The sequence below is a fragment of the Chryseobacterium aurantiacum genome (assembly GCF_003020585.1).
Classification (GTDB): domain Bacteria; phylum Bacteroidota; class Bacteroidia; order Flavobacteriales; family Weeksellaceae; genus Chryseobacterium; species Chryseobacterium aurantiacum.
Genome location: NZ_PXUE01000004.1, coordinates 191,107 through 205,431, shown reverse-complemented (window position 1 = coordinate 205,431; position 14,325 = coordinate 191,107). Strand labels below are relative to the sequence as shown.

Genomic DNA, 14,325 nt, shown 5'->3' with positions numbered 1-14,325 from the left:
CTTTTTCAGAACATAATAGAATTCTGTCTTTCTCTGAGTTTCATATTATCCCGAGTTGAAAGCAATCAATAATGAGTCATCTGCAATCTGAAAAATCTTTTCACGCAATTGCCTAATAATTTCCTTTACGGATTGGAATAAAGAATCTTGGGGAATTTTCATCATACGAAAATAAAGAAAACCTCTGACTTAGCAGAGGTTTTATTCATATTTTGTTAATGCAATTAGTTCACACCGTGCATCATTTTCTTTAAGATCGGAGAAAGTAAGCCTAAGATTACAGAAGCGATACCACAAAGTACAACGAATACCATGAAGAATTCAAATAAATTGTGAATCTCAAATCCTACAAAAGTAGGGTTATGTAATGGCAGCTGAGCTTTTTCAAATGCAGCAACCTGTTCAGTAGTTAAAGTTACTTTTTTGTCCAAAACATCCTGAAGGTTTACTCCAATTTCCTGTGCTTTTTTAAATTTATCACCTGTTGCAGGGATAAGTGCTCCTAATGAACCTGCCAAGGCATATCCTGCAGCATTAGAGATAAAGAAAACACCATATAATAATGAAGCGAATCTTTTTGGAGCTAATTTACCAACCAATGATAATCCGATTGGAGATAAACAAAGCTCACCACAAGTTTGGATGAAGTATAGAAGCATTAGCCATTTGATTGCTAATAAACCTGAATTTCCTAAATCCTTTACATTGTGTGCAATGATAAAATAAGAAAGAGCAATTAATGCCAATCCCATTGCTTGCTTGAATGGAGATACTGGCTCTTTTCCTTTAGCTCTTAGCTTATCCCAACATAAACTGAAAGGAACAGCTAATAGAACAACGAAAATACCGTTGAAGATCTGAACCATTGACGGAGGCATATTCCACCCGAAAATGTTTCTGTCTGTTTGATTATCTGCAATGAAAGTTAATGAAGATCCTGCCTGTTCGAAAGCTGCCCAGAAGAAGATAATGAAGAAAGAAACAATATAGATTACCCAGATTCTTTGTCTTTCAATTTTATTTTCTGCAGAAGACATAATCAGGAATGCCAAGGAAATACCGGCTGCATAAATGAACGGATAGATGATTCCTTTGATCATTTGCCCCATTTCCACTGAGTTAAACCCAAGTTCTCCTACCAATAAATATCTGAATACAAAGAATAGAACAACAAATATACCTACTGTAGCTGCCAAGAAACCACCTGAGAATTTTGCTGTTTGAGATTCTCCCTCTTCAAAATCTGCTGTTGAGTTATTTTTTGGAAGTCCACCAATAGGTCTTCCTTCCGGTGTTACTACATATTTGTTTTTAAGGATAAAGAATGTTACAGTTCCAATTACCATAGCAATTGAAGCTGCCAAGAATCCCCATTTGAATGCGAAAATATCTCTTACCCCAGTGGTAGCATCTTTTACATCTCCTACGTAAGGGCAAATGAATTGACCCAGAAATGCTCCGATGTTGATCCCCATATAGAAAATAGTGAAAGCAGAATCCAGTTTAGATTTCTCTTGTTTTGGATAAAGGCTTCCCACCATTGAGGAAATATTGGGTTTAAAGAATCCGTTACCAAAAATAATAACGAATAAAGCCAGCCACATAATAAGTTTAGCACTACTAATGTCTGCAGAGAATGTAGAGGCGCTAATAAATAATAAAAACTGACCAATTGCCATTAAAGATCCTCCAACGATGATCGCAAATCTGTTTCCAATATATTTATCAGCAATAAATCCTCCCAAAAGAGGTGTTAAATAACATAACGCTAGAAATCCACCATAGATGATCGCCGCATCAGCTTCTTTTATTAATAAGGAATTTACCATAAAGAGCGTTAGAAGTGCTCTCATTCCATAAAAGTTGAAACGCTCCCACATTTCCGTTCCGAATAGAACCCACAATCCTTTCGGATGTCTGGAATTCTTATTCTCTACAAATTCATCCGGTTTCGGACTCAATGCTTCAATATTATCCATTTCTATTGTTAATTTTTGTTAAGACTGACAAATATAGTTTATTTTGGGTTTTTGGCAAGGTTTTAATTTTATTTTTAAATAAAAAAGCTGCGGAACCATTCCGCAGCTTGTTATTCGTTATAATAGTAAGGATTAGTGTCCTTTTTCTTTCATAATCTTATTTAATCTTTTTAACATTGAAAGGCCTAATAATGTAGCAAATATTAACAAACCGAAATTTACAAGGAAATAATTCGTTTTATTTTCATAGCTATACCATGTACTTGCCAGGATCCCCGAAAGTTTGTTACCTACAGAGTTTGCAAGGAAAAACCCACCCATCATCAAGGCTGTAATTCTAGCAGGAGAAAGCTTGGAAACAAAAGAAAGTCCCATTGGAGAAAGACATAATTCCCCGATTGTAATCACTCCATAACTGGCTACCAGCCATAAAGGGGAAACTTTTACAGCTCCGTTTTCTCCGGCCATTACCGCTAAAACCATAACAAGACAGGATAATCCTGAAATAAAGAGTCCTAAAACGATCTTCGTTGGTGTTAAAGGTTCCTTTCCTTTTCTTCTTAGCAGAGCCCAGAATCCAACAATAACAGGAGTCAGCGCAATTACCCAGAATGGGTTAATGGATTGGAATAATTCTGTATTGTATAGATAGACTTTATTTTCAGGATTTTTCTCTAAAGTTGCACGTTGCTCAGGAGAAATATTTTTAAAATAAACATCTTTTCCGGTTTCTTTTTTAGTCTCTCCTTTGTCATCCTTTTGAGATCGGAATTGGTCATCATAAACAGGAGTTTCTTTATCCTCATAGCTTTTACCATCAACCATGTAGATTCCTTCCAATGGCTTTTCAAGAGAAGCAGGAACACTTCTGTCAGTATAATAGTTGGCCCATCTCGTTAAAGCAGTACCATTCTGTTTGAAAACTGCCCAGAAAAACATACTGATTAGGAATACGGAAAGTAATGCCCCAATTGATGCTTTTTCATCAGGCTTAGCTTTAAAGTAAAGTGAAGCATAAAAATAAATAACAGGAACACACGCAAAAATAAAGGCATCTGTACTGTCGCTTCCAAAGATATTATTGGGAATAAACCAACCAATTCCTCCGGCTATGATGGCAGGAACAAATACTTTAAGCATAATTTCAGAAAGTTTTGTATCTCCCTCCTGTACAGGCTTCATTTGTGCTGCATGGATATAGTGCTTTCTTCCGATGGTAAAAATAACCATCCCGATAAGCATCCCAACTCCGGCAGTGATGAAAGCTTCACCCCAACCGAATTTATTACGCATAAATGCAGCAATAATGTTACATATAAAGGCCCCAATGTTGATTCCCATATAGAAAATATTGTATCCGGAATCTTTGTTGGCTTTATAAGGTTCTTCAGAATAAAGGTTTCCTAAAAGGGTAGAAATAGTAGGTTTAAAGAAACCATTTCCAATGATAATTAATGCCAAAGAAGCATAAAATAAAGGTAAATCTTTGAAAACTCCCATTCCTATATATCCGGCAGCCATTAAAAAGCCTCCGAGATAAATAGATTTGATGTATCCAAGAACTCTGTCTGCCAAGAACCCTCCAATAAACGGAGTAAGGTATGTTAGTGCAATATAAGTTCCGAAAATATCATCAGCAGTTTTGTCAGGTAATCCCAGACCACCTTTCATACCGGTAGGCTCTATTACATACAAAACAAAGATTCCAAGAATCAGGTAGTACCCGAAACGCTCCCACATTTCTGTAAAAAAGAGATAGGGTAGCCCTTTAGGATGTTTAGTCTTCATATATTCAAATTTCAATTCCCCCAAAAATAAGTTTTTAATTTCAATTGATAAAATAAATAATCCTTAGACAAATGATTAATGAAATAAATAAAAATCCCTCTCAAAAACTTGAAAGGGATGTATCGTTTTAATCTGTAATGTGATTATAAATTACTCAGAATAAAATCTGTCATTTTCTGGTATAGCTGTGGTCTTGTCTGCCCACCATAGATTCCGTGGTTTTTATCCGGGTACGCCATGAAGTCAAACTGTTTTTTATTTTGAATCAAGGCTTCAGATAATTCCATTGAATTTTGGAAGTGTACATTATCATCAGCTGTTCCGTGTATTAACAGGAATTTCCCTTTCAATAAACCTGCGTATTCTGTAGGAGAGTTTTTGTCATATCCATCAGGATTTTCCTGAGGAGTTCTCATGAATCTCTCCGTATATACTGAATCATAATATCTCCAGTTGGTTACAGGAGCTACTGCAATACCCATTTTGAAAACATCTGCCCCTTTTGTCATTGCTAAACTGGTCATATAACCACCGAAGCTCCATCCAAACATTCCGATTCTGCCCTTATCAATATAAGATTGGTTTCCGAACCATTTTGCAGCGGTAATCTGATCTTCAATTTCATATTTTCCAAGGTTCATATAAGTGACTTTCTTGTATTTTGCCCCTTTATAACCTGTTCCACGTCCATCTACACAAGCAACAATATATCCTTTTTGTACAAGATGATTGAACCACATGGCATTCCCATTGTCCCAAGAATTAGCCACCTGCTGAGATCCCGGACCAGAATATTGGAACATAAACAATGGATATTTTTTATTAGGATCAAAGTTTTTAGGCTTCATTACCCATGCATTCATTTGATCACCTACTGCATTCGGAATTGTAATGAATTCCTTTTCAACAAAATTATCCGACTTTAGTTTCTGAAGCTGGTCATTGTTATTTTGAAGTTCTTTCACTGTTTTACCACTTCCGTCTTTCAAAACATACGAATATGGTTTTGCAGCAGTAGAAGATGTTTCAATGAAATAATTGTAGTTTTTGCTGAAGTTGGCAGAATTATTTCCCTCTGCATTAGAGATAAGCTGAGACTTGCCACTGTCGATATTTACTTTAGAAACAACTTTATTAATGCTTCCTTTTTCTGTAGTCTGAACATAGATCTCCTTGGATTTTGGATTAAAACCATAATAATCAGTTACCTCCCAGTTTCCTTTAGTAATCTGCTTCTTTAGCTTTCCATCTTTGTCATACCAATACAAATGACGATTTCCATCTCTTTCAGAAGCCCAAAGGAAAGAATCATCCTCTAGGAATTCCATTGTCGGACTGTCGGTATCAATCCATTTATCATCTGTTTCAGTAAATAATTTCTGAACAGCCCCTGTCTTGGTATTTACCTTTAATATATCTGATGCATTTTGAATTCTTTCAGAAGTAATTAGCACAACCTCATCAGGTTTTGCAGTCTGTAAAACATTCGGGATATAGTAATTTTTGAACGAACCAAGATTTAACTGCATTGTTTTTCCTGTATCAAGACGATATAGTTGTGCCGAAACAATAGAATTTTTTTCTCCTGCTTTAGGATATTTATAACGCATTTCTCCAGGGTAAAGATTTTTTCCGTAGATAGGAATGTAAATTTCCGGAACCTGGCTTTCATCAGACTTTACAAATACAATGGCATCAGAATTTTTAGTCCATTCATATTGTCTTGCATGTCCAAATTCTTCTTCATACACCCAATCAGCCAAACCATTGATGATTGAATTTTTCTTTCCGTCATTACTGATTTGGGTAATCTTTCCTGAATTAAGATCCTGAAAGAATAAATTATTATCCGAAATGAAAGCAATTTTTGTTGCATCAGGTGAGAATCTTGGCTCCTGTACAGGCTTTCCGTCATTTAGACTTATAACCTTTCCTGATTTTAAATCTTTTACCTCAAATTTTCCCAGAAAAGAATGTCTGTAGATAGGCTGGCTTTCTTTCAGCAGAAGAATCTTAGACTCATCATCAGAAAACTCATAGCTTTCGAAGTTTCCATCTACAATGTTTCCCTCCTTTTGAGACGTTTTATAAGAATACTTTGCAATTCCGGTGGGTTCAATGACCAAGTAGTTTTCACCGCTTTTCATGGACGTAATCCCTGCAATGCCCTTGCCACGGTAATATCCTGAATATATTTTGTCTAAAGTAATTTCCTGTGCTGACACATTATGAAACGCAGCAGCTATAGTAAGAGTTAAAAGTATTTTTTTCATTTCTAATTTTAATGATTCCAAATTTAATAATTCTTACTTACATAACAATATAAAACAAAAATCAGAACCTAATGTCCTGATCTTTTATGCTAATTTGCTACATGAATGGTTCCCGGATCTCCTGTCTCCGGTGGATAATATCCCTCGGGAGCACAGGTTGGATAAGAAGAATTACAAGGAACTTCCTCTAGTCCTCCAATCCACCAGATTCTTAGCTTACACGTTACACCATCTACACATCTTCTCATTCCCGGCAAAACTCCGCCATGTACTTCCTTTAATTGTACTCTTGAAACTTTTTTGAAATTTTTCATGGTAAATATTTTTTTATTAGTAGGTCTAAAGTAAGTAAAAAAATCATTGGATGGTGAAATTTTAAAAAAAAGATAATTTGGCAAAAAAATTGAATATATATAATTACAAATCAAAAAGAATAATTATGGAAACGAATGCATACAACCAGAAACTGAACCGCTATGTATTGAACGACCGAATTGTCTATACAGGTTTTTCCAGTTTTGATGATGCCACAGAATGTGCCCACAAAAAAGGTGGGGTATTAGTAGAAGTGGGGTTTAAGGACGGTAACGATAACCCTCAGATTATGGATGAAGCCGGGTTGATAGAAAAAAAACTTCATTACTATGTGTATGCAGGCGATGAATATAAGTTTATCCACTCATCTGATCCCGGATTTAGAAAATATGCAGAAGAACTGCAAAAAATTAAGGCAAAAAATGATAAAACAAGTCCGGATGAACGGTATTTTGCCAATTTTGAAATCGAAAATATAGAAGATCCAATCATTGTGATCAAAAATGACCACTTTGAATCGGTAACATCCAGAGAGCGTTCAAAGTATTTGAAGCATGCCAAAGTTTATGAACTAGGGGTATCCCTGCCAAAATCTTAAAAAATCTTATCATGAGCAAAACAAAATATTCAGATAAAGCTCAGGACAAAGTAGGAGAAGTAATGCACGAGTTCAAGGAAGGAAAATTAAAATCTTCTTCCGGAAAGAAAGTAACAAGCAGAAAACAAGCCATTGCTATCGGTATTTCTGAAGCAAGAGAAAAAGGTTTGAAAGTACCTCCAAAGAAAAAAAGTAAATAATTTCAATAAAAAAATGCCCGCAAAATTTTGCGGGCATTTTTTTATTGAAAAGCAAATAACCTAATTTCTATAAACTTAAAAAATAGGTATGAGCGAATTATTTTTCTATTCTGCCTGATTATAAAGTATTCTATAGTATTCATCAGCCATTCTATCACTATTGAACTGATCTTTTACATCGTTCATAGCATTCTGTTGAATTTTTCTCCATTGCTCAGGGTTGTCATAATAGGCTGGAAGAATTTCGTTTTCAAGAATTTCATATAATTTATTCAAATCATAGTTGTCCTGTTCATAAATGCTCATATTCAGATAATCTGCCTTTGGCACTACAAATGAGTTTTCCCCAGGCTTTGCAAACTCAGGAATCCAGCCATCATCCGTAGATAAGTTAACTGACCCATTCATGGCAGCAGTCATTCCTGAAGTCCCTGAAGCTTCTCTTGGAACTCTTGGGTTATTTAGCCATAAATCAGAACCTTGCTTTAATGATTTACTTAAAGAAAGCTCATAACCAGTAAGAACGGCCATGTTTTTGTGATTTTTACTCTCCTCAACTAAAGTATTGAAAGTAGAAATAGCAGAGTAATCCATTGGGTAAGGCTTTCCTGCCCATATAATTTGCACCGGATATTTTGGGTTATTCAGAAGTCTGTAGAATCTGTCTTTATCATGTAAAAGCAAGTCTGCACGCTTATAGCCTGTAAATCTTCTGGCCCAGACAATGGTGAAGACATTTGGATTAAACAGGTTTCCCGTCTGGTCTGCCACAATGCTGAATAATTTTTTCTTCAGATGCTTTTTACGATAGTCAAAAACGGTGTCGTCATTTTCATCCTTTGCATTATAGAGGGGTTTATCTGCCCAGTATTTAAATTCCTGAGCGTTGGTGATGGAGGTAATTTCACAAATTCCGGGGTATTTATTCCACATGGTCCGGGAAACTACTCCATGAAGCTTTGAAACTCCATTGGCAATTCTAGCCATTTTCAGGGCGCAAAGAGAGTGGTTGAAACGTTCATCATCAATTCCTTCAATGCTTTTTACCTCATCCATGCTATATCCGGAGAAATAAGACATGTCATAGCACAGTTTAAAGTTATGTTTTTCATTTCCGGCTTCTTCAGGAGTATGGGTGGTGAAAACCAGTTTTTCTTTAACCTTGTTCAGGTCTCCGTTATATTTTTTTAACAGATAAAATGCTGCCGGAAGTCCGTGAGCTTCATTCAGGTGGTAAACATCTCTTTCAATGTTCATTTCATCCAGTAATTTTGCTCCTCCTTTTCCTAACAAAATATATTGAGCCAGTTTTGTGGATTCATTGGCATCGTATAATTTATGACAGATGGTTTTGGAAACATGATCATTTTCCGGAACATCCGTAGAAAGGAAAAACATAGGTGCTGTATTGAAAATCTCAGGATCAAGGTACCATACCTTTACCCAAACAGGAGCACTGTGGATTTCGATTTGAAATTGTATTCCTGTATCTTCAAGAAAACTGTACATTTTCCTCGTCCATACCGGTTGTAGGGTCTGGTCATGATTTCTTGCCTGGTCATAGTATCCAAATTTCCAGAGAATACCAATTCCGATAAGATCCTGCTTCAGGTTATAGGCACTCCTCATATGAGATCCTGCCAGAAAACCAAGTCCTCCTGAGTATATTTTTAATACCTGCTCAAGGGCAAATTCCATCGAAAAATAGGCGGTTCTTTTTGAATATTGGGGATTGGTGTGGTAGGGTATTTTAAAATTCCTGAAATCCATAAATACTAATTTGTGTTAGAAGAAGCAAAGGTATTGATTATGAAAATAAACTTTACATTAATTAATCAATAAATTAATTTTAAAAGTAGGTGTTGAATAGTTTTTTTACCTATCTTTAAGAGTGTAAAATTTTGATTATCAAAAACTTTTAGCGGTGAAGGCCAATGGCTGCATGTGTTCTAATTAAATAAAAAAATCACACATGAAAAAGACATTTTCTGAGGAAGATTTGATTAAAAATCTGAGTTTGTATTACCTGAACAGGCATTTGAAAAAAAAGCCTATAGAAAAATATCACCGTACCATAGATGAGTCTCCGCTTCATGATCGTGAAAAATATCGAAAAAAATCAGAGATTCTTCTTCTTAACTCTTTTATGCATCATTTTCCCGAAGTAAAGTTTGAAAACTTTACCTGTGAGAGTCCCGACTTTATCGCAAAGCTAAACGATAAAAAAATCGGAATAGAATTGACCGAAGTAATCAATCATCTGGAAATGAAAAAAGTGGAAAGCACTTTGAATAAAATGTTCCGTCAGGCAGAAATATTATTAGAACAAGAAGACACCACGAAATACCGTGGTGTTTATTTTTTAGAATTTCATCCTAATATAAAGTTTGATCATATAGAGGAGCAGGAAGAAAATATTATAAGCATTTATAAAAGTATTAAAAGAAATAAGGGAATAGGGTGTGTAAAAAGTGTGAGAAAATCTTTTCACAGAAGAAATGTCTTTATTACCCATGAATACAGCATGAACCTTTTTGATGAATTATGTTCCGAGAAAATTCTGGAGCTTATCGAAAAGAAAAATGAAAAATTTCCATATTACGACACTTCTGTAGATGAATGTTGGTTGGTGATTGTTTCAGACATGAATTCCATTGCTTCCCGATATACTTTCATTCAGGATAAAGAGCATTTGAATGAAGTGAAAAGTCCCTTCCATAAAATCTTTCATCTTGAAAATCTTTGTGGAAATATAACAAGTATAAAATAAGGGGTATTTATTGTGTTATTAGTAAAAAATTAACGTATTGATTTAAAATATTTCAAAGTTATTGGAATTTTGTTGTTTGTGATTAAAATATAGGTATATTTGGTGTGAGTTGGGTATTTGTCTGACTACTAATTGATTCAACCATAAAAACTATATATCTATGAGAAAAATTTTACTTTTTATTCTTCTATGCATATCCCATACTTTTTATTCTCAGGCAGATTGTGCCTCGGCACTGGCTGTTTGTGGGAACTCAAATATTACCTACAGCCCGTCAGGTTATGGCACCATCAAGGAATTGGTAAATTCTGGAAGCTGCTTGGATGCAACGGGTGAGCATAATTCAATTTGGTATAAAATTACGATTGCTACAGGAGGAACCTTAACCTTTGATCTGGTGCCCACTAATCCGGATGCCGATTATGACTGGGCTATTTTTGGTCCCAATGTAAACTGTGGAAGTTTAGGAGCGCCAATACGTTGTAATGCAGCAACTGTTATAGGGCCCGGACCTGCTACAGGATTAAATATGACAAGTACAATCACAAATGCTCTGGGAGGCTCTGCTACCCCTTATTGCAGATATTTGGATGTTTTACCGGCGCAAACTTATTATTTGTTTATCGATAACTGGGTGAGCAGTTCAAGTAGTACAACGGCTCCATTCTCTTTGACGTGGGGAGGAACGGCAACACTGGCATCGCCCTTTACAGATCCGAATATTCAGACTTATCCTTTTATTCCTCCGGGTATTTCAGCAGCTAATCCTGCAGACCCAAGAGAAGTTATTATTTGTTCCAGCTCTGTTTTGTTTGATTTTCCTACATTATCACCGGGTATTATAAATGGAAATCAACACTTTAGTGTAAGCTATCATACTACCCAAAATGATGCTTTAACAGGGAATAACCCTATTACAACTCCAATCACGGTAAATACCACTACGGTTTTCTACTACAGTATAAGCTATACAGATGCCACTAACCCCAGTAATCCGCTCAATAAGTGTAAACAGGTTGGAAAATTCAAATTCAAAGACGGATCCATTACGGTTAAAAATGCAACTTTAACTGAGTGTAACAATAACAACGCCGGAACAGCATTATTTGACCTTACAACAGCAGATGTTATAGGTATTCCCAGTGTGACGAAGAAATATTATCACACGATGGCGGACCTCAATGCCGGAACCAATGAAATTCTGACACCTACCGCTTTTGTATCTGCTGAGGGAACCATCTATGTGAAAGTAACCTCTGAGTTTGGGTGCTCATCAGTGGCCAAGATTACCTTAAAATTTCATCCAGTAGTGGTTGTCAATGAAACTACCCTGAGATCATGTTTTATTGAAACTAATCCGGCTACAGCATCATTTAATCTTATAAATGCTTCAGTAACGGGTCCACAAAATACAGTGAAAAAATATTATCCGTCTCTGTCTGATGCAATTAATCAAACGAATGAAATTTCAACTCCTGCAGCTTATATTGCCCCGAATGGAGTAGTGTATGTCAGGGTTTTAAATAATCAAGGCTGTTATGCTGTAGCAAAGGTTACCTTGGTAGTAATTCCGCCGGTATACTCTGCTATTCTTAAAGATAAAATAATTTGTGCCGAAGATAAGACGATATTAGATGCCGGACCTGGTTTTAAAAGCTATGAATGGAGTACGGGAGCTACAACTCAGACCATTAATACAGGAATTGGAGTGTATTGGGTAAAACTGAAAACCGGAGAATGTGTCACTACACAAAAAGTAATGGTAAGCGCCTCCGAACAGCCGGTTGTTTCCGGTATTGATGTTACAAATAGTTCAGTAACAGTTTCGGTAATAGGAGGAAACCCGTCTTACAAATACTCTCTGGATAATATTGTTTGGCAGGATTCCAATATTTTCAACAATCTTCCAAGAGGAGACTATAAAATATTTGTAAAAGATGCCTATGATTGTGATCCGATTGTAGTTGAAATTGTTGTTCCAAATTTAATTAACGTAATTACTCCCAATGCAGACGGAATCAATGATGTTATAGATTATTCCGCATTGGCAGGAAAGCAAAACCTTACCATCAATGTTTTTGACAGATATGGAACAAAGATTCATCAGGCAGATAAGCTGAATGGCTATAAATGGGATGGAACCGTTGCTGGTAGGAGAGTCCCTACAGGAACGTATTGGTATTCCGTATTATGGAATGAAAATGATAAGAAAAATACACCTGTTAAATTTACAGGTTGGGTACTGGTTAAAAATAGAGAATAACCTTATACCATAAATATAATCCATAGATAAAACCACTTCGGAAGAGGTGGTTTTTATCTTTACTTTTTTTACATTGGTTCTTGAAAATAGAAAGAATGAAAGACCTTTTTGTAAAACGCTTTGAGTATTATAAATCTCTTGGTGATAAAACATTTAACCAGTTATCTGATGAACAGATTTTCTGGCAGTACAATGAAGAAAGTAATTCCATAGCAGTAATTGTAAAGCACATTGCCGGAAATATGCTGTCGAGATGGACCAACTTTTTAACTGAAGATGGTGAGAAATCCTGGCGCCATCGTGATGAAGAGTTTGTAAGTACATTTAAAACAAAGGCAGAAGTTATTGAATATTGGGAAAAAGGCTGGGCCTGTTTTTTTAATGCCTTAGATCAGATTAATGATGGAAATCTGTACTCAATAATCCAGATAAGAGGGGAATCTCATTCTGTGATTGATGCAGTTTTCCGACAATTGGCTCATTATCCTTACCATATTGGACAGATTATTTATATTGCCAAAATGATAAAAAATAATGAATGGAATACCCTTTCCATTGCCAGAAATAAGTCTCAGGAGTTTAATAATGAAATGAAAAGTAAATTTTCAGATAGAGAACCCAATAGCAATTCATCACCGGTTTGCTTTCAAAACAGCCCTGAAGTAAGGGATGAATATAAACAATAGATTGAATCAATCTTGGATTATTATTAAAATTACTATCTTTGCACCCATAAAATTCAGGAGTAACAAATGTCTACTTTTCACAGAACTGCCGCGTTTCATACACTTGGCTGCAAATTAAACTTTGCAGAAACATCTACTATTGCCCGTCAATTAACAGATGCAGGTTATGATAAGGTAAGCTTTGATGAAAGAGCAAATATCTACGTAATCAATACATGTTCGGTAACAGAAAATGCAGACCGTGAATGTAAGATGCATGTAAAAAGAGCAATGAAAGCTAATCCTGAGGGGCTGGTTGTTATTGTTGGATGCTATGCACAGTTGAAGCCTGAAGAAATTTCACAAATCGAGGGAGTTGATCTTGTTTTAGGAGCTAAAGAAAAATTCAATATTCTAAGCTACCTTGACGATTTAGAGAAAACTGACAATGAAGGAATTGTTCATTCATGCGAGATTGAAGAAACAGATTTCTTTATCGGAAGTTACTCTATAGGGGATAGAACAAGGGCTTTCCTAAAAGTTCAGGATGGATGTGACTATAAATGTACTTACTGTACCATTCCGCTAGCAAGAGGAATTTCTCGTTCAGATACCATTGAAAATGTTCTGAAAAATGCTACAGAAATTGCAGCTAAAGATATTAAGGAAATTGTACTTACCGGTGTAAATATTGGTGATTATGGTAAAGGTGAGTTCGGTAACAAAAGACACGAACATACTTTTCTTGATCTTATTTCTGAACTGAATAAAGTAGACGGAATTGAAAGAATCCGTATTTCTTCCATTGAACCTAATCTTTTAAAGGATGAAAGTATAGAGCTGGTTTCTAAAAGCAAAAGCTTTGTGCCACATTTTCATATTCCTTTACAGTCCGGATGCGATGATTTATTGAAAAAAATGAAGCGTCGTTACCTGACTAAGCTATATAATGATAGAGTAAACAAAATCCGTGAGGTGATGCCTGACGCAGCCATTGGAGTGGATGTGATTGTAGGATTCCCCGGAGAAACAGAAGAAAAATTTATGGAAACCTATAATTTCCTTAATGAACTTCCAATTACCTATCTTCACGTATTTACTTATTCTGAAAGAGAAAATACAGAAGCTGCAGCAATGGACGATATTGTTCCGATTGCTGAAAGAAAAAAACGTAATAAAATGCTTAGAATTCTTTCTGAAAAGAAAAAGATGGCATTTTATCAGACACAGCTTGGAAAAACGCTTCCTGTACTTTGGGAGCACGAAAATAAAGACGGGAAAATGTTCGGCTTCACAGAAAACTATGTGAGAGTTCAAAAAGACTTTGACCCTGCGTTCGTTAATCAAATCGAATTTCTAAATTTAGAAAAAATCCTGTCAGATGGCACGGTTTCTGTGCAATCTTCTTACCAAAACTTTTTAGCAAAAGCATAGGCTCTTTGCAAAATTTCCACTAAATTTATTTTTAACTTTA

At 35.7% G+C, this 14,325-nt stretch carries 11 protein-coding genes; 6 read left to right on the top strand and 5 right to left on the bottom strand.

Annotation, left to right across the window (positions count from 1 at the left end; translation table 11 throughout):
- Nucleotides 1-224: 224 nt before the first annotated feature.
- From C7D53_RS15250 to C7D53_RS15235, 4 genes are all read right to left on the bottom strand, one after another.
- Nucleotides 225-1,979 (bottom strand): peptide MFS transporter, encoded by a 1,755-nt coding sequence (locus tag C7D53_RS15250; RefSeq protein WP_106917290.1) that lies wholly within the window; start codon nucleotides 1,977-1,979, stop codon nucleotides 225-227.
- Between the two features lie 132 nt (nucleotides 1,980-2,111).
- Nucleotides 2,112-3,767, bottom strand: coding sequence for a peptide MFS transporter (locus C7D53_RS15245; protein WP_106917289.1), 1,656 nt, complete (start codon nucleotides 3,765-3,767; stop codon nucleotides 2,112-2,114).
- Between the two features lie 143 nt (nucleotides 3,768-3,910).
- Entirely contained in the window at nucleotides 3,911-6,040 is a 2,130-nt protein-coding gene (locus tag C7D53_RS15240; protein WP_106917288.1) for a S9 family peptidase, read from the bottom strand.
- Nucleotides 6,041-6,129: 89 nt separating this feature from the next.
- Entirely contained in the window at nucleotides 6,130-6,354 is a 225-nt protein-coding gene (locus C7D53_RS15235; protein WP_162926193.1) for a bacteriocin-like protein, read from the bottom strand.
- A 125-nt stretch (nucleotides 6,355-6,479) separates the two neighbouring features.
- On the opposite strand from C7D53_RS15235, the gene C7D53_RS15230 reads away from it, so the two are divergent.
- Both C7D53_RS15230 and C7D53_RS15225 read left to right on the top strand, forming a co-directional pair.
- Nucleotides 6,480-6,953, top strand: a complete 474-nt coding sequence (locus tag C7D53_RS15230) for a hypothetical protein (protein WP_106917437.1) — start codon at nucleotides 6,480-6,482, stop codon at nucleotides 6,951-6,953.
- Between the two features lie 11 nt (nucleotides 6,954-6,964).
- Entirely contained in the window at nucleotides 6,965-7,153 is a 189-nt protein-coding gene (locus C7D53_RS15225) for a DUF6496 domain-containing protein (RefSeq protein ID WP_106917286.1), read from the top strand.
- Nucleotides 7,154-7,258: 105 nt separating this feature from the next.
- Here C7D53_RS15225 and glgP read toward each other — a convergent pair whose 3' ends face one another.
- On the bottom strand, nucleotides 7,259-8,923 hold the full coding sequence (glgP, locus tag C7D53_RS15220) for an alpha-glucan family phosphorylase (protein ID WP_106917285.1): 1,665 nt from the start codon (nucleotides 8,921-8,923) through the stop codon (nucleotides 7,259-7,261).
- A 202-nt stretch (nucleotides 8,924-9,125) separates the two neighbouring features.
- Between glgP and C7D53_RS15215 the strand changes: the two genes are divergently transcribed.
- The 4 genes from C7D53_RS15215 (at nucleotide 9,126) to mtaB (ending at nucleotide 14,285) form a co-directional block, all read left to right on the top strand.
- Entirely contained in the window at nucleotides 9,126-9,923 is a 798-nt protein-coding gene (locus tag C7D53_RS15215; RefSeq protein WP_106917284.1) for a hypothetical protein, read from the top strand.
- 160 nt (nucleotides 9,924-10,083) lie between these two features.
- Nucleotides 10,084-12,186, top strand: coding sequence for a T9SS type B sorting domain-containing protein (locus C7D53_RS15210; protein ID WP_106917283.1), 2,103 nt, complete (start codon nucleotides 10,084-10,086; stop codon nucleotides 12,184-12,186).
- A 95-nt stretch (nucleotides 12,187-12,281) separates the two neighbouring features.
- Nucleotides 12,282-12,872 (top strand): DUF1572 family protein, encoded by a 591-nt coding sequence (locus tag C7D53_RS15205; RefSeq protein ID WP_106917282.1) that lies wholly within the window; start codon nucleotides 12,282-12,284, stop codon nucleotides 12,870-12,872.
- Between the two features lie 66 nt (nucleotides 12,873-12,938).
- Nucleotides 12,939-14,285 (top strand): tRNA (N(6)-L-threonylcarbamoyladenosine(37)-C(2))-methylthiotransferase MtaB, encoded by a 1,347-nt coding sequence (gene mtaB / locus C7D53_RS15200; RefSeq protein ID WP_106917281.1) that lies wholly within the window; start codon nucleotides 12,939-12,941, stop codon nucleotides 14,283-14,285.
- Nucleotides 14,286-14,325 lie beyond the last annotated feature (40 nt).

Bases quoted from the DNA above. Each gene is read 5' to 3' on its own strand.
- C7D53_RS15250 (WP_106917290.1), bottom strand. From the start codon at position 1,979: ATGGATAATATTGAAGCATTGAGTCCGAAACCGGATGAATTTGTAGAG.
- C7D53_RS15245 (WP_106917289.1), bottom strand. From the start codon at position 3,767: ATGAAGACTAAACATCCTAAAGGGCTACCCTATCTCTTTTTTACAGAA.
- C7D53_RS15240 (WP_106917288.1), bottom strand. From the start codon at position 6,040: ATGAAAAAAATACTTTTAACTCTTACTATAGCTGCTGCGTTTCATAAT.
- C7D53_RS15235 (WP_162926193.1), bottom strand. From the start codon at position 6,354: ATGAAAAATTTCAAAAAAGTTTCAAGAGTACAATTAAAGGAAGTACAT.
- C7D53_RS15230 (WP_106917437.1), top strand. From the start codon at position 6,480: ATGGAAACGAATGCATACAACCAGAAACTGAACCGCTATGTATTGAAC.
- C7D53_RS15225 (WP_106917286.1), top strand. From the start codon at position 6,965: ATGAGCAAAACAAAATATTCAGATAAAGCTCAGGACAAAGTAGGAGAA.
- glgP (WP_106917285.1), bottom strand. From the start codon at position 8,923: ATGGATTTCAGGAATTTTAAAATACCCTACCACACCAATCCCCAATAT.
- C7D53_RS15215 (WP_106917284.1), top strand. From the start codon at position 9,126: ATGAAAAAGACATTTTCTGAGGAAGATTTGATTAAAAATCTGAGTTTG.
- C7D53_RS15210 (WP_106917283.1), top strand. From the start codon at position 10,084: ATGAGAAAAATTTTACTTTTTATTCTTCTATGCATATCCCATACTTTT.
- C7D53_RS15205 (WP_106917282.1), top strand. From the start codon at position 12,282: ATGAAAGACCTTTTTGTAAAACGCTTTGAGTATTATAAATCTCTTGGT.
- mtaB (WP_106917281.1), top strand. From the start codon at position 12,939: ATGTCTACTTTTCACAGAACTGCCGCGTTTCATACACTTGGCTGCAAA.